Raw genomic sequence first — 14,854 nt, forward strand, 5'->3', positions numbered from 1 at the left:
TCGCTCACGCGGACTTGTCCAAGCAGGAAACCTGCGCGTCCCGGTTGTGGGACTCCTGCTGATCGACCAGCCTGCCGTCAACGGTGATCCGGCAGCCGATGAACGGGCCATCGCCCTGGGCCACGACATAGGCGAAGATGCCGGGCATCTCCGCCACGATCGTCTTCGACCACGGCAACGTGGTGAAACTGGCCCGCTGCGGCAGTGACTCCGCGTCCATCCAGTTGACGACGCCTGTCGTCCCGGGCGGTCCCAGGATTTCGTAGATGGCCGTCTTGGAGGCATACGGCGGGGTCGCATCCCGCGGATCGGGCTTGGGCAGACCGGGCCCGGGGAACACGCCGTTGAGTCGGACCACCGCAACCCCGCCGACGATCAACGCCACGACCACCACCAACAGAACCCATCCCCGCTTGAGAAACGTCACGACCGCCCCTCCCGATTACCAAAGCTCGACAGGCCGACATCAAGGCATGTAATCGTGTGCGCCACCGCAAGCGCAACGCGATTACTGCCGCGTTAATTCCTGCGGTGTCCTACCAAGTTGCCGCCGATCGCCCGCCCGCACCCCTTGTCGCACTGCAGCGACCAGTTTGCTAGAGCCGGAGGTGGCGCCAGGACGGACTGGTCGCGTGCTGCCGGCACACAGCGACGGCTCGACATCGTAGGCAGTGACGCCGGTGCAGCGCTAATTCAGTGGGCAGGCGTCCGTTGGAGTTGCAGACATGGATGCGTTGTGCTACACGGGTTTTCGCTGTTGAGATCAACCGCAAGTCGGGGTTCACTGAGCACCAACCGCGCTCCGAGTACCGGGCTGCAGCGATACCGACGCACCGCCCATAAGTGAGTTAGTTTTGCAAAGCAATTCGCTGGCGTAGCGGCGCCTTTTAAATTCGATACCGTTAATTTCCCGCGACGGCGATTGCCGCCGTCGCGCCGAAAAACAGCGCCGATTTGGCGGTGTCGCGCGTACCCTGACCGATATGGCTACCAAGGTCAGGACCTGCGCACATTGCGGCCACGTGTTCGATCCGAATGACCGAGGGCGTGACCTGTCCGATCCGGATTGGCTCCCGGTCGCGTCGATTTTTTGTTCGCATGAGTGCAGTGACCGATTCCATTGCGATCTCGGGCATTGCTGCTCCTCCCATGCGAAAAAGAAGGCGCATCACGAGCCCGCCAAAGCGGGGCGATGAATCGAAATTCGATGAGGTGAATGGCGCCGCCATTTCACCCGAAATCTAGGCGCACCAACCGGGCCCGGAGGGACACGCGGCCAGTCGGCCCGGATTTCGTCACCGGTGACCTCGATAAGGTGGTTCGATTCCGATCACGACCAGCGGCAGGGTCAGGCGAGCCCTGCCTGTAGAGCAATCGCGACAGAAGCCGCTCGCCCCAGTTGACAGGTACGGACGACACGGGAAATGAGCAGGGCCGACCGTTTACCGGTACGTTGAGCTCGACTCGGGCGACCAACTGGATGTTCTATGACGACAAGCCCGTCGAGGTGCGGTATGCGCCGCGCAATCCGCGGCGAAACACGTTGACGTCGATCTGAGTGGCTCTGCGAGGGCAGCAAAGACGTCGCGCAACAAGGACTATCCGCCGCATTACCGGCGACCCACTGCCCGTCGATGCCGGCTAAGCGTGACGCCTGTTCTCGGCGGCTCATACTCGAGCGTCACAGTGGCGCCGGTTTCAGGACTTATATGCGACTAAGTACGGAAGATTCTCTAAAATGTTGCGCGCCAGCCCAATTCAAATCGCGCTTGGTCGTCCGACAAGGTGCGCGATCGTGTACTAGACTGCTGGCCGTCGCGCGTCAACGTCGCGGCACCGATTGAGTCGTGTTCTCTACCTGCGGGCTGAAGCCGAGAAGCGCTGGGTGGCAATGGGTTCCAGACGCCACAGCCGGCTACTTCGATGGGGCGATGATACGGCGGGCAGCTTCGACGGCGGCGGCGCGGCGGCGCGCGTTAGCGTCGGGGTCATTGGTCGCGGCGTCGGGGTGCGGTGAGTTGGCCCATGCCAGTGCGATGCCGAAGAGCACAATCAGCAGGTCGTCAGGCTGCCAGGCGCCGTCGACGTGGCCGTCGGCCTGGGCGGCTTCGATGGCCGCGACATGCTGAGCGAAGGCAGGTTGGCCCTCGGCGTGGGGTTCGTCGAGTGCGATGCCCTCCAGCTGGGCCCAGCTGATCATGCGGTGGTGTTCCGGGTGCTCGCGCGCCAGATCGTAGATGCCGCCGACGAAGTCGGGAACAGCGTCGGGGCGCAACGTGACCGCGCTGAAGAACTCGCGGTTGCCGGCGGCCACCACCTCGCGGAACAGAGTTTCCTTGTCGCGGAAGTGGGCGTAGAGGCGTTCCTTGCTGGCCTGGGCGACGCGCGCGATGCGGTCGATGCGCGCGCCGGCCAATCCGTACTGGGCGAACTCTGCCCCGGCAGCCTGCAAGATCTCGCCGCGCAGCTCGGTGGCGGTTCTCACATAAACAACATACCAAACGAACTAGTTCGTCTGCTACCGTCGTGGCTATCAGATTACCTCGGCTAAATATGGAGAGGGTGCGATGAGCGAGGCACTAACAGTGGATGCGGCGATCGCGTCGATGCCCAGGGGTGGTCCGGATGCGTCCTGGCTCGATCGGCGGTTGCAGACCGAGAAGTTGGAGTACACCGACCGTTACGACATCCCCGACGAGGTCAAGCAGACCGTGGTCGCAGCGCTGGATCGGATGGGCACCCGTGCGGGGTATCACGAAAGGAATGCCCGCACGGCCCTGGACATCGTTGCCGACATCGCCAACCCGCGCATTCTGGAGCTGGGCGCCGGGCACGGCAAGCTCTCCGCCGAGATCCTCACGTCCCATCCCACCGCGACGGTCACCGTCAGCGACCTGGACCCGACCTCGGTGGCCAACATTGCTGCCGGTCCCCTGGGTGCTGATCCCCGGGCGCGAACCCAGGTCATCGACGCCACCGCCATCGACGCGCCCGACGACAGCTACGACTTGGTGGTATTCGCTCAGGCATTCCACCATTTGCCGCCAACGACTGCGGTGCGCGCGATCGCCGAAGCCACCCGCGTCGGCAAGCGCTTCCTAGTGATCGACCTGCCCCGGCCGCGGTCGGTGCAGCTCTTGCTCACACCGCTGATCTTGGCGCCGTTCGCGGCCGCACTCGCGCTGGTGCGGCCGTCATTGAAACGCGTCATGCACGATGCGTACATCAGCGCGCTGCGCGCCTACAGCCGCTCGGCGTTCATCGCCCTCGGCAAAGCCGCCGATCCGCGCATGGGCGTCGAATTCCTGCCCTTGTCCGCTTGTCGGCTGCGACCGGGACACGTCGGCATAGTGTTCACTCGACCGCGGGCCAGCTGATGTGGACAGACGCCTCGATCACCCTCTCCCCCAACGGCTTTCACAAAGGACGCAACGATGAACCCCCGTATTTAGGGATGAAGAGATGAATTCACCAGCAAGACAACTACTCTCGGCAACGGCTGATGACCAGCGCGCGCGCCGACAAGCCGCGATCGAACGTGCCATCTTCGGATTGGCACGCCAATGGGATCGGGTACGCCCCGTCTACAAGCCCTATGTTGACGGGTTGGAGAACCTGCCTTCAGACGGCAGATTCCTGTTGGTGGCCAATCACAGCTATACGCCATCGAGTGAAATCCTGCTGCTGCTTTATGAGGTTCAGCGGCACCTGGGCCGGCGAGTACGTGCGTTGATGGATCGTCGGTTCGGCCGGTTCGCAGGCTTGGCGGCCGATGTGCTGGCCGCCGGTGGAGGCATCGTCGGCACCCGCGAAGGCACCGCCGAACTCATGCGCGCTAACGAGCCCATCCTGGTATTTCCCGGTGGTGCACGAGAAATCGGTAAGGGAAAAGACCAACTCAACACACTGCAGTGGGGTGACCGGGCAGGGTTCGCACGCCTCGCCATCGAGCACAACTACCCGATCGTCACGGCTGCCGTTGTCGGTGGCGACGACATGTACAAGATTCTCACCACCAGCGATGGCACGTGGGCGCAGCTCAACAAGAAAGTCAGCAGATGGCTGGGCAGTGACGCTGATCTGCTGCTGCCCCTGTCACGCGGTATAGGCCCGACGCTGCTGCCCCGCCCTCAACGCCTCTATGCGCGCTTCTCGCGTCCCATCGACACGACAAGGCCGAAGGGCACCCCTCACGACGAGTGGCTGACAAAAGTCAGAGAGACCGCGAAGACGGATCTAGAATCCAATCTTGCCGCTCTGCTTGCGATTCGCGCAACCGACCCCTTTCGGAATCTGGCGCCCTGGGCGTGGCGGAAGGCCGTGATGCCACATCCCGCACAAGATAGATAAGGCCGCCAGACGTGTTGTCACACAATTGGCGCGGCTGCTGCGGCAGCAGCAGCTCTGGGGTCGTCTCATTCAGGATGTCCAATTGGACATCGGGTGGACATTTCATATGAGATTTGGACATCGGAAATGAGAATCTACACTCAGCGCGCCATGTTGGCGAAGCGTGATAGATGCAGCTGATGCGCGACGGTCACTGTCTTGGTCGGGCCGTTACGGTGTTTGGCCAGAATGAAATCCGCCTCTCCCCCGCGCGGATCATCCCGCTCGAACGCGTCGGGCCGATTCAACAGGATCACCATGTCCGCATCCTGCTCCAGCGATCCCGACTCGCGAAGGTCGGACAGCATCGGCTTCTTGTCGGTGCGCTGCTCGGGACCGCGGTTCAGCTGGCTGATCGCCACGACGGGCACCTCGAGTTCCTTGGCCAAAAGCTTGAGCTGACGGGAGAATTCGGAGACCTCGAGCTGGCGTGACTCCACTTTCTTTCCCGACGACATCAGCTGCAGGTAGTCGACCACCACCAGCCGCAGGTCGGCCTTCTGCCGAAGCCGGCGCGCCTTGGCGCGGATCTCCATCATCGTCAAGTTCGGCGAATCGTCGATATACAGTGGCGCCTCGCTGATTTCGCTCATCCGCCGCGCCAACCGCGTCCAGTCCTCGTCGCTCATGCGACCGGAACGCATGTCCGAGAGTTTGATTTTCGCCTCCGCCGACAACAGCCGCATCACGATCTCGGACTTGCTCATCTCCAGCGAGAAAATAACGCTGGCCATCCGGTGCTTGATCGAACACGACCGCAAAAAGTCGAGACCGAGGGTGGAGTTATGCGTGGGCACCATCGCCCTGCTCGCCAGATACATATGGCTGTCGTTGTCCACCTCGACGCAGCGCACGGCCACCGACTCGATCGGGCGGACGTCCACGATAAAGCGCGACCCACAGCGTGAGGTGCCCGTTATGGCCCGGCGCTCCTTGTGCGCTATGGCCTTTCGCTCCAACGCGAACACTCTGTCTTCGGTGGAAAAGGTCAGGGTGTAGGCGATGCTCGACGTTTCGGAGCGGCCCTGGACACGTTTGGTCGAGGTTTGGCAGCGATAGCCGAGGCTCACAATAAGTTCGTTGACATCACGCACCAACCGTTGGTTGGTAACCGAAAATTGGACGGCGCCGCCGGCCGTCACGGTTCCGTCGGTGTCGAGTAAGCCGGCGAGCAAGGCACGCCGCTGCGCCTCGGACCCCCGCAGATATTCCGTCGGGATGTGCTTGTTGCCGAGCACGCCGATGGTGCGCAGCCGCGCCTGCAACGTCCCCACGGTGGAGTGGCACTTCTGGCACAACCGCATTCCTGCCGACGGTCCGCCACAGCGAACGCAGGTCGGGCTCGGCACCGGGTCGGACATGAAGCGCGCGCGACCGCCGCACGAATGCCCACAGGTCCGCACCTGGCTGGTTTGGGGGATAAACGACTTGCCACACACCACGCACCGTGGCAGTGCTTGCTCAGCACCGGGAGGTAAACGCAATTGGTAACGGGACGGGGCGGACCCCGACGGGACCGCGACGACGCCGTCCGCTTCGATCCGCATGATGATTTCGGGATCGGCAGCGGTGATCTGCGCGGCGGCGCTGGTGCCATCTCCGAGCCAGGCACCGAGTGTGTAAGTGGGCACCAGGAATTCGCGGTCCGGGAGGTCGAGCGCGCGCGCATTGACCACACTGTGGTTCAGCCGCCGGTCTTGGGTGGGGCAGCGCAGGGTTTCGGCGATCTCGGCCGTCGTTCGTACCGCCGCAAAGGTGCGCTGATTCTTGTACCGGTTGTAGCCAACGGCCGCTACCTGCGCCGACTTTCGGGATGCGCGTGTTTCGGTCAGCCACTGATGGGCAGCGTCGGCGACGATCACGGTCCCATCAGAGAACTCGACCTCGTAGCATGGCCGTCCCAGCATCACGTCGGTGGCCGCTACCACCCGCGTCGGCCGCCCGTCGTCGCCGAGCAACTCGTCGCCGACCGCGACATCGCCCATCGTCGTCCAGCCGGTCGGCGTGGGTAGCGGCGTGTCCAACGCGAGCGCCTTGCCCACGCCAGGCCTGGCCGCCACGATGATCATCTGACCGGCGTGCAGGCCGTTGGTCACCTCGTCGAGTTCGGTGAAACCGGTCGGCACGCCGCGCGCCACACCACCGTTGGAGGCGATGGCGTCGATCTCGTCCATCGTCGGCTGCAGCAGATCCTCGAGCGGAACGAAATCCTCCGTCGTCCGGCGCTCGGCCACCTCGTAGATCTCGGCCTGTGCGCGATCGACCACCTCGGCCACATCGGCGCCCTCGGCGCCCGCGTAGCCGTACTGCACCACCCGGGTGCCGGCCTCCACCAGGCGGCGCAACAGCGCCTTCTCGGCCACGATCGTCGCGTAGTAGCCCGCGTTCGCCGCGGTCGGCACCGTCGAGATCAGCGTGTGCAGATACGGCGCACCGCCGATGCGGCGCAGCAGATTACGGCGGTCCAGCTCCGCGGCGACGGTCACGGCGTCGGCCGGCTCACCCCGCCCGTACAGGTCCAGGATCGCGTCGTAGACGTTCTGGTGCGCGGGACGGTAGAAGTCGCCGGGCCGCAGCCGTTCCAGCACGTCGGCGATGGCGTCCTTGCTCAGCAGCATGCCGCCCAGCACGGCCTGCTCGGCCGCCAGGTCCTGCGGTGGCTGTCGCCCGAAATCCTCACTGGGCGACGACGAATCCATGCCCGACGTCAAGTCATCGACGACCGCCACGGATTCCCTCCTCCCCTGATCCACGCAATCCGAACATACATTCGACAGTTGACATTGAGCGTAGGTCAAGGTGCTGACATCTTGGCCGTATCGCACCCGCTCGCCCGGCGCCGGGACGACGTTAGACGTTGCTGGCTAGTGGGTGAAGGGGGTGCTGTTCATGAAGCTGTGCATGGTGTGTGCATATCCGTCGACACCTGTGTTGAGCGGGGTGTGGAAAACCTGTGGATTAATGCAAAGGGCAAGGACATCGGCGCAGATACCGGCCATACAACGCCACGAAATCCGTGTGGACAAGAATCTCTACGGCGTGTCGGGCCAGGTTACCGTCCCGGGCGTGTTGGCTTTCCGCCATATTTTCGCTGCGTTACGGCCCGGTAACACGGGCCCGTCCGGAGGGCCCCCCAAATAGTTCGCCAGAAGCCGTGTCCGCGACCGCCCCGGACGGCCCTCGAGCGCAAGCCCGCAGCGCAACGAAACCCGGCGGCGGCCCATCATGGCCACCGCCGGGAATGAGCAAATGCCTGCCGCTTAGCTCTGCGGGACGACCTCGAGCGCGACCTCGACGTCGACCTCGGGGTGCAGGTGCACGGCCACCGGGTGGGTACCAAGAGCCTTGATGTGCGCCTTGGGCAGCCGCACGATCCGTTTGTCCAGGTTGGGGCCGCCGGCCTTCTTGATCGCCGCGACGACGTCGCCGGCGGTCACCGAGCCGAACAGCTTCCCGGAATCCCCGGCCGTCTTCACCGGCAGCGTCACCGGCCCCAGCGCCTCGATCGCGGTCTTGAGCTCGTTGGCGTGGTCGAGGTCGCGCACCGCCTTCGTCTCGCGGGCCCGGCGAATGTCGTCGGCCTGCTTCTGCGCGCCGCGCGAGGCCACGATCGCCAAGCCCCGCGGCAGCAGGAAGTTGCGGCCGTAGCCGTCCTTGACCTCGACAGTGTCGCCGACGGCGCCAAGATGGTCGACGTCAGCCGTCAGAATCAGCTTCATCGTTTCGTACTTTCGGTTGGCCTTCGGTGCTTAACGCGCCGAGGAGGTGAAGGGCAGCAGCGCCACCTCGCGGGCGTTCTTCACCGCGATGGCGATGTCGCGTTGGTGCTGCACGCAATTGCCGGTGACGCGACGCGCACGGATCTTGCCGCGCTCACTGATGTAAGTGCGCAGCAGCGCGGTGTCCTTGTAATCGATCGCTTGATCCTTCTTCGCGCAGAAGACACACTTCCGTGCCTTCACCGGCTTTTCCGGAGCCGGGCGCCGCTTGTTGGACTTGGCCATGTCTGTCTTTCTTTCCGTTTCCTACTGCTGAAAGTTTCTTCTTAGAACGGCGGTTCGTCATCGCCGCCACCGAACGAGCCCGACGCCGACGCACTGCCCCACGGGTCGTCGGCGGGTGCGCTGCTGGCCGGCGCGGACTGCTGGCGGGATCCCCCGCCGAAGCCGCCACCGCCGCCGCCGCTGCGGGAGGCCTTGTTGACCTTGGCGGTGGCATACCGCAACGACGGGCCGATCTCGTCGACCTCGACCTCGACCACGGTGCGCTTCTCGCCCTCCCGGGTCTCGAACGAACGCTGCTTGAGCCGGCCGGTGACAATGACGCGGGATCCCCGGGTGAGGCTCTCCGCGACGTTCTCGGCGGCCTCCCGCCAGATGTTGCACCGCAGGAACAGCGCCTCGCCGTCCTTCCACTCCCCGCTCTGGCGGTCGTAGATGCGCGGCGTCGACGCCACGGTGAAATTCGCGACGGCAGCACCCGACGGCGTGAACCGCAGCTCGGGGTCAGCGGTCAGGTTTCCGACAACGGTGATAGTGGTGTCACCAGCCACAGTTTCCTCCTCGTTCCGCCCTGCTCCGCGCCGCTCCGGTGGTGGATGTCATGAGCGTGTCCTCGCTGAGCCTACGCAGGTGCCTCCCCCGGTGGGCCCGCGGCGCGGCCACGACTGTTAGTGCTTGTCGGTGCGCATCACCTTGGTGCGCAGCACCGACTCGTTGAGGCTGAGCTGGCGGTCGAGCTCGGACACTGTCGCGGGCTCGGCCTTCAGGTCGATGACGACGTAGATGCCTTCGGCGTGCTTGGCGATCTCGTAGGCCAGCCGGCGCCGGCCCCAGATGTCGACCTTTTCGACGGATCCACCGTCCTTGCGGACGACGTTGAGGAACGTCTCCAAGGACGGGGCAACGGTGCGCTCGTCGAGCGTGGGGTCAAGAATGACCATGATTTCGTATGGACGCATGGAAACCTCACCACCTCCTCTGGTCTCAAGCGGCCACGGTCGATCCGTGGCAGGAGGGTCGCCTGCGTCGGCAACCGCCCCAGGCTACCGGATAGCGGGCTGACCAGAAAAATCCGCGCGGTCGGGCAATCGCCTCAGCGCCGGCCGGTCAGGTATTCCTCGGCCCGGGCCACCGTCGCCGCATCGGCCTTGCCGAGCGCACCCGAGTCGAAGGGCGGCTGCGGGTCGTATTCGATGAGCAGCTGGGCGGCCTGCGCGGCCTGGCGGTCGACGAGCAGCTCCACCAGCCGCAGGGCCATGTCGATGCCGCTGGACACCCCGGCCGCGGTGATGATGCGCTGCGGCAGGTGTTCGACGACTCGTTGCTCCACGTAGCGGGCGCCCAATCCCTTGAGCAGGTCGGCGGCCCGCCAGTGCGTGGTGGCGGTGAGTCCGTCGAGCAGACCGGCCGCGGCCAGCAGCAGCGCGCCGGTGCACACCGAGGTGGTGAACCTGGTGTGCGGGTGCACCGCTTGCAGCCAGGCCCGGACTGCCTCGTCGTGAATGAGCTGCCGGGTGCCGATGCCGCCGGGGAACACCACCACGTCCGGTGCGCTCACCTCGTCGAAGGTGGCGTCGCAGGCCAGGCCCAGCATCCCGTTCTCGGTGCGCACCTCGCCCCGGCGCTGCCCGATGAACACGACCTGGACAGACGGAATCCGTTGCAGCACTTCGTAAGGTCCCACCGCATCCAGTGCGGTGACCCGCGGGAACAGCGGGATGGCGATCAGCGTCATGTCGCCCCGGCCAGCGCGGGTTCGGGCTCCGCGGCCTGCCCGCGGCGCGATCCGGCCGGCCGCAGCCAGTCCGGCAGCCAGCCCGGTGGCGCGTCGGGTGCGCGGTTGAACGGTCCGCCCGCCGGGTCGTCCACCCGTCCGCCCCACCGCACCAGATCCTCGTCCGGCCGGTAGATTTGGCGAATCACCAACGCGCACAAGGTGATAACCGCGATGTCGCGCAGCAGGACCGTGGTGGTGAATACTTGCTCGGGCAGCGAACGGTTCGGGTTGCCGTACAGGTAGTACATCCGCGGCACCCACACCAGGGCGTCGACGGTCATCCACGCCAGCAGCACCCGCCGGTGCGGCAGCGCCAGCACGGCCAGCGGCACCAGCCACAGCGAGAACTGCGGGCTCCACACCTTGTTCGTCAGCAGGAACGCGGCGACCACCAAGAACACCAGCTGCGCCGCCCGCGGCCGTCGCGGGGCAGTCAGCGCGATGAATGCGATTGCCGCACAACAGGTCACGAACAGCACCGCGACGACCGTGTTCAGCACGGTGGGCGGCTGCCAGAAACCGAGCTTCGGATCGAATCCCCGCCAGCCGGTGAACGACTTGACGACGTTGTACAGCGAGTCCATGTCCTCGGCGCGCCGGGTGTTGAGCCGGAAGAACTCCGACCAGCCGCGCGGAAAGAACACCAGCACAGGCAGATTCACCAGCAGCCAGGTCGCCACGGCCACCACCGCAGTGCGCGCCCAGGCGCCCAGGCGTCCGGTCCGGATCCCCAGCACCAGCATGGGACCCAGGAACAGCAGCGGGTACAGCTTGGCCGCCGCGCCCAGCCCGATCAGGACACCGGCGAGCACCGGCCGCCGCCGCGCCCACGCGAGCAACCCGGCCATGGCGAATGCCGTTGCCAGCGCGTCGAAGTTGGTGAAGATCTGAAAGATCAGCAGCGGGGATCCTGCCACCAGGGCCGCGTCCCAGATCCGCCGGCCGGCCAGGCCCGCGCTCGCCCACACGGTGGCCAGCCAGGCCAGCGCCAGCCCGAACGCGGCGATGTTGAAGAACATCACCACCTCGGCGACCACCGGAAGCGGGGCCAGCTTGCTCAGCGCGGTGTAGGTCTTGGCCAACGCCATCGACACGTACTGATACATCCCGGTCAGCACCGGATATTCCATGTAGCGCACCGCGGGCTGACCGTCGTAGCGGATCTGCTGGGCGCCGGTGGAATCGGTCTCGATCCAGCTCGACTTGTACGGAAACTTGCCCTGGCTCAACAACTCCGCGCCGTAGAGCGGCACCGTGTCGGAATAGCACAACTCGTAGTAGGCGCGCTGGTTGTCCCAGTTGGCCACCCGCTGATCGCCGGTGCCGGTGCCGGTGCTTTGCAGACAGGCCGCTTTCGTCGACCAGCCGAGCGCCAGGAACACCAGCGCGATCAAGAACATCACCCGCAGCGGGGTCATGATCCGCGCCCGCCCGATCAGCGCGTGCCGGCCCACCGGCCCGCCGATCACCTCGGCGAACGCGGCACCCAGAAAGTCGTTGCGGCTCGGGCAGTCTCGATTGTCGGCGCTACGCCGATCCGCGGCCAACGGCCCCGGTGAAATGGTGGTGCTGGGCTCGGCAGCGCCGGTCACGGCGGCGGAGGCGGTGCTTGGGGACCACCCGGCGGAACACCGCCGCCCGGGCCCGGCGGAACACCGCCACCCGGCTCGGGTCCCCCCGGCGGGCCACCCGCGGGCGGGGCAGGCGCCAGCGTGACCGTCGTCGGCGGGCCGACCGGGATCGTGATGCCGGGCGCCACTTCGATGGTGGGCTGGATGACGGTCTCCGAGGGCGGCGCCTTCGGCGGGGGCGGCGGCGCGGGCACACCGGCGTAGCCGCCGACCTCGGCCGGCTTCGGGAACGATTCGTTGGGGGTGCCCTTCAGCGCCCCGTCCATGGTGGCCTTCCAGATATCCGAGGGCAGCCCGGACCCGTAAACCGGTCCGCCGGAAGCGGTTACCAGCGGCTGGTCGCCCTTGGCCGTGCCCAGCCACACCGCCGTCGACAGCGACGGCGTGTAGCCGACCATCCAGGCGTCCTTGTTGGAGGTGGTGTCACCGAGCTGCGTGGTGCCGGTCTTGGCCGCCGACGGCCGGCCGCCGGCCAACGCGTGACCCCGCGAGTAGCCGGCGATCGGTTCCATGGCCGCGGTGACGTTGTCCGCGACGGCCTTCGGGATCCGCTGCTCGCCGTTGTTGTCGGACTTGCCGGCGTCGAAGAGCACCTGGCCGTCCGAGTTGACCACCTTCTGCACGAAATGCGGCCGGTGGTAGACGCCCGAGGCGGCCAGCGTGGCATACGCCGAAGCCATGTCGATCACCCGGGTTTGGTACTGGCCCAACACAATTCCGTTGTTCGGCGGCCCGCCCTTGCCGTCCTCGGACAGCGTGTGGTCCACGCCGGGGAAACTCGTGGCCACCCCTGCCTGATGCGCGGCATCGGCGACGGCCTGCGGCCCGCCCTTGAGTTTGAGCATCAGCCGGTAATAGGAGGTGTTCAACGACATCTTGAGCGCCTGCGCGATGTTGCACGTCCCGCAGCTCTCGCCCTCGACGTTGGTGATCTTGATGCCGTCGACCGTCAGCGGCGAGCTGTCCACCTGGTAGCCCAGGCCGATGCCCTGCTCGAGCGCGGCGATCAGGCAGAACACCTTGAACGACGAGCCGGTCTGCAATCCCGCCTGGGCGAAGTCGAAACCGTTGGCGTCGCTACCGCCGTAGTAGGCGCGGATGGCGCCGTCGTGCGGATCCACCGACACCACCGCCGCGCGCATGTCGGGGTCTTGCCCGTCAAGGTATTTCGACACCGCCTTCTCGGCGGCCTGCTGGGCCTTGGGGTCGATGGTGGTGGTGACCTGCAGGCCCTGCGTGTTCAGCGTCCGCTCGTCGATGTTGAAGAGCTCCATCAGCTCCTTGGTCACCTGACGCTCGATCAGGCCGTTGGGCCCGGTCGTCTGGTTCTGCGCGCGCGCCTGGTCGGGCGGCACGGTCTGCGGGAAGACCTGCGCGGCACGGTCCTTGGCGGGCAGCGCCTTGGTCTCCACCATGCCGTCGAGCACCCAGTTCCAGCGCGCCAGCGCGCCCTTGGGATCGACGGCCGGGTCCAGGGTGGAGGGCCGGCGGATCAGCGCCGCCAGCAGCGCACCCTCGGACACGGTGAGCTGCTCGACGGGTTTGTCGAAATACGCCTTGGCGGCGGCCGAGATGCCGTAGGCGCCCCGGCCGAAATAGATGATGTTCAGATAAGACTGCAGCACTTCGTCTTTGGACCACTCGCCGGACATCTTGGTGGCGATGACCAATTCCTTGGCCTTGCGCATCAGGCCGCTGACCCCGTGCTGCGCCGAACCGACCAGTGCGTTCTTCACATACTGCTGGGTGATCGTCGACCCGCCCTGCAGATCCCCGTTGCCGAACAGGTTGTTGTTCACCGCGCGCGCGAAACCGCTGAAGTCGAAGCCCGGGTTGGAGTAGAAGTTGCGGTCTTCGGCCGCGATCACCGCCTGGCGGACGTGCACGGGCACCTGGTTGAGATTGACGTCGACCCGATTGCCTTCCGGCGGAATGATTTTCGCGATCTCCGAACCGTCGCTGGCCAGGATCGTCGAAACCTGGTTGGTGCGAAGGTCACCCGGCTTGGGGATGTCGACGATGAAGTAGGCCATCGCGAACGTGACGATCGGCAACAACACCAGCACCGCCGCGCACAGGTAGGCGGCGCGGCGCACCCACAGCCAGTTGATCTGCTGGGTCCAGCTCCAGTCGCGCCACGGTCCACTCCCCCGGCCGCCGGGCCGCCGGCCCACCGGACCAGCCGCGGCGCGGAGCGGCGGCGGGGCCCACGGCGGCGGCCGCCGAGGCCGGCGCGCTGCTGGCGACCCGACGCAGGGCCCCGGCTGTCCAGGGCGGCCTTGACCTCGTCGAGCGCGTCGCGGCGCAACGGCGTCGACGGCGGACCCGCCAGCGCGGCCTTGACCTCCTCGATCGGGTCGGAGCGCCGGGGCGCCCGGTCGTCGTCGACCGGCGGCAGGATCGTGGTCAGCCGATCGTCGGGCGGGGCCTGCCGGCGACGGCTGGACGTCGACGGGCCGTTGCGCCGCTGCGGGTCGGCGTCCGGACGCGCCGTCTCCCGGCGTTCGCCGGCACCCTGCTCGGCCGCGGGCCCACGTTGATCACCGGACGACTGGCTGTGGCGTCCTTCGTTATTCGAGCTCATTCAGTGGCCGTGCGGGCGCCGTTGCGCGCCGTCCGCGTAGTCGTCCGGGTGCCCCTGGGCGGAGGCGCCGGGCGCGCCGCACCGAGCACATATGACTTGACGAGGTGATTCCAGCTGCAGGTTCGGCAGACCTCCACCACGTGGACCGCGAACTCCTCGAAACGGGTTGCCAGCATCACCAGCTCCTCGGCGGTGCGCGCCGAGCCCGACACGGGGCCCAGGTGTTCGCCGAACACCCACGACACCAGCGTCAGCTGCTCCTTGCGGCAGATGGGGCACATGATCTGGCTGGGTTTCCCGTGAAACTTGGCGGCGCGCAGCAGATACGGGTTCGCGTCGCACACCTCGGACACCCCGGTGCGGCCGGAGTACACCTCGGCCAGCAGGGAGCGCCGCCGGAGCGCGTAATCCACCACCTGTCGCTGCAGTCGCACGCCCACCAGAGTACGTCGCCATCCCGACCGGGGATACG

At 66.2% G+C, this 14,854-nt stretch carries 13 protein-coding genes and 1 pseudogene; 2 read left to right on the forward strand and 12 right to left on the reverse strand.

Translation table 11 applies throughout. The features are described from left to right. Window positions 1–4: 4 nt before the first annotated feature. The 3 genes from NF20_RS22020 to NF20_RS22025 all read right to left on the reverse strand — a co-directional run bounded on the left by NF20_RS22020 (window position 5) and on the right by NF20_RS22025 (window position 2,485). Window positions 5–427 carry an MmpS family transport accessory protein gene (locus NF20_RS22020; RefSeq protein ID WP_016705921.1) on the reverse strand — a complete coding sequence of 141 codons (423 nt, stop codon included), beginning with the start codon at window positions 425–427 and terminating at the stop codon, window positions 5–7. A 475-nt stretch (window positions 428–902) separates the two neighbouring features. Further along, complete coding sequence (locus NF20_RS27445; RefSeq protein WP_155947476.1) at window positions 903–1,136, reverse strand: hypothetical protein; 234 nt, start codon at window positions 1,134–1,136, stop codon at window positions 903–905. Window positions 1,137–1,915: 779 nt separating this feature from the next. After that, on the reverse strand, window positions 1,916–2,485 hold the full coding sequence (locus NF20_RS22025; RefSeq protein ID WP_009974253.1) for a TetR family transcriptional regulator: 570 nt from the start codon (window positions 2,483–2,485) through the stop codon (window positions 1,916–1,918). Between the two features lie 82 nt (window positions 2,486–2,567). On the opposite strand from NF20_RS22025, the gene NF20_RS22030 reads away from it, so the two are divergent. Both NF20_RS22030 and NF20_RS26855 read left to right on the forward strand, forming a co-directional pair. Beyond that, window positions 2,568–3,377 carry a class I SAM-dependent methyltransferase gene (locus tag NF20_RS22030; protein ID WP_033711870.1) on the forward strand — a complete coding sequence of 270 codons (810 nt, stop codon included), beginning with the start codon at window positions 2,568–2,570 and terminating at the stop codon, window positions 3,375–3,377. 85 nt (window positions 3,378–3,462) lie between these two features. Beyond that, on the forward strand, window positions 3,463–4,350 hold the full coding sequence (locus NF20_RS26855) for a lysophospholipid acyltransferase family protein (RefSeq protein WP_081759556.1): 888 nt from the start codon (window positions 3,463–3,465) through the stop codon (window positions 4,348–4,350). A gap of 140 nt (window positions 4,351–4,490) precedes the next feature. Here NF20_RS26855 and dnaB read toward each other — a convergent pair whose 3' ends face one another. The 9 genes and pseudogenes from dnaB to NF20_RS22080 all read right to left on the reverse strand — a co-directional run bounded on the left by dnaB (window position 4,491) and on the right by NF20_RS22080 (window position 14,816). Further along, the gene (dnaB, locus tag NF20_RS22040) at window positions 4,491–7,118 is read right to left on the reverse strand and encodes a replicative DNA helicase (RefSeq protein WP_033717496.1); all 2,628 of its coding nucleotides are present in this window, start codon (window positions 7,116–7,118) and stop codon (window positions 4,491–4,493) included. Between the two features lie 531 nt (window positions 7,119–7,649). Continuing rightward, on the reverse strand, window positions 7,650–8,108 hold the full coding sequence (gene rplI, locus NF20_RS22045) for a 50S ribosomal protein L9 (RefSeq protein ID WP_009974245.1): 459 nt from the start codon (window positions 8,106–8,108) through the stop codon (window positions 7,650–7,652). Between the two features lie 30 nt (window positions 8,109–8,138). Continuing rightward, window positions 8,139–8,393 carry a 30S ribosomal protein S18 gene (gene rpsR / locus NF20_RS22050; RefSeq protein ID WP_003874730.1) on the reverse strand — a complete coding sequence of 85 codons (255 nt, stop codon included), beginning with the start codon at window positions 8,391–8,393 and terminating at the stop codon, window positions 8,139–8,141. Between the two features lie 41 nt (window positions 8,394–8,434). After that, window positions 8,435–8,941, reverse strand: coding sequence for a single-stranded DNA-binding protein (locus tag NF20_RS22055; protein ID WP_009974241.1), 507 nt, complete (start codon window positions 8,939–8,941; stop codon window positions 8,435–8,437). 117 nt (window positions 8,942–9,058) lie between these two features. Further along, window positions 9,059–9,349, reverse strand: a complete 291-nt coding sequence (gene rpsF, locus NF20_RS22060) for a 30S ribosomal protein S6 (RefSeq protein ID WP_003874732.1) — start codon at window positions 9,347–9,349, stop codon at window positions 9,059–9,061. 134 nt (window positions 9,350–9,483) lie between these two features. Then, a complete protein-coding gene (locus NF20_RS22065) occupies window positions 9,484–10,125 on the reverse strand; it encodes a DJ-1/PfpI family protein (RefSeq protein ID WP_009974240.1) in 642 nt (213 codons plus the stop codon). After that, window positions 10,122–11,759: a glycosyltransferase family 87 protein gene (locus NF20_RS22070; protein ID WP_009974238.1), complete on the reverse strand. Its 1,638-nt coding sequence runs from the start codon at window positions 11,757–11,759 to the stop codon at window positions 10,122–10,124. Before NF20_RS22070 ends, NF20_RS22065 begins: the two co-directional genes overlap by 4 nt. Further along, a pseudogene (locus NF20_RS22075) lies at window positions 11,756–14,382 on the reverse strand (transglycosylase domain-containing protein). Before NF20_RS22075 ends, NF20_RS22070 begins: the two are co-directional and overlap by 4 nt. Then, window positions 14,379–14,816: a DUF5318 family protein gene (locus NF20_RS22080; protein WP_029244975.1), complete on the reverse strand. Its 438-nt coding sequence runs from the start codon at window positions 14,814–14,816 to the stop codon at window positions 14,379–14,381. Before NF20_RS22080 ends, NF20_RS22075 begins: the two are co-directional and overlap by 4 nt. Window positions 14,817–14,854: the final 38 nt, after the last annotated feature.

The sequence above is a fragment of the Mycobacterium sp. MAC_080597_8934 genome (genome assembly GCF_000523975.1).
Taxonomy (GTDB): Bacteria; Actinomycetota; Actinomycetes; order Mycobacteriales; family Mycobacteriaceae; genus Mycobacterium; species Mycobacterium avium.

Coding starts and splice junctions, on each gene's coding strand:
- NF20_RS27445 (WP_155947476.1), bottom strand. CDS start 1,136: ATGCCCGAGATCGCAATGGAATCGGTCACTGCACTCATGCGAACAAAA.
- NF20_RS22030 (WP_033711870.1), top strand. CDS start 2,568: ATGAGCGAGGCACTAACAGTGGATGCGGCGATCGCGTCGATGCCCAGG.
- NF20_RS26855 (WP_081759556.1), top strand. CDS start 3,463: ATGAATTCACCAGCAAGACAACTACTCTCGGCAACGGCTGATGACCAG.
- rplI (WP_009974245.1), bottom strand. CDS start 8,108: ATGAAGCTGATTCTGACGGCTGACGTCGACCATCTTGGCGCCGTCGGC.
- rpsR (WP_003874730.1), bottom strand. CDS start 8,393: ATGGCCAAGTCCAACAAGCGGCGCCCGGCTCCGGAAAAGCCGGTGAAG.
- rpsF (WP_003874732.1), bottom strand. CDS start 9,349: ATGCGTCCATACGAAATCATGGTCATTCTTGACCCCACGCTCGACGAG.
- NF20_RS22065 (WP_009974240.1), bottom strand. CDS start 10,125: ATGACGCTGATCGCCATCCCGCTGTTCCCGCGGGTCACCGCACTGGAT.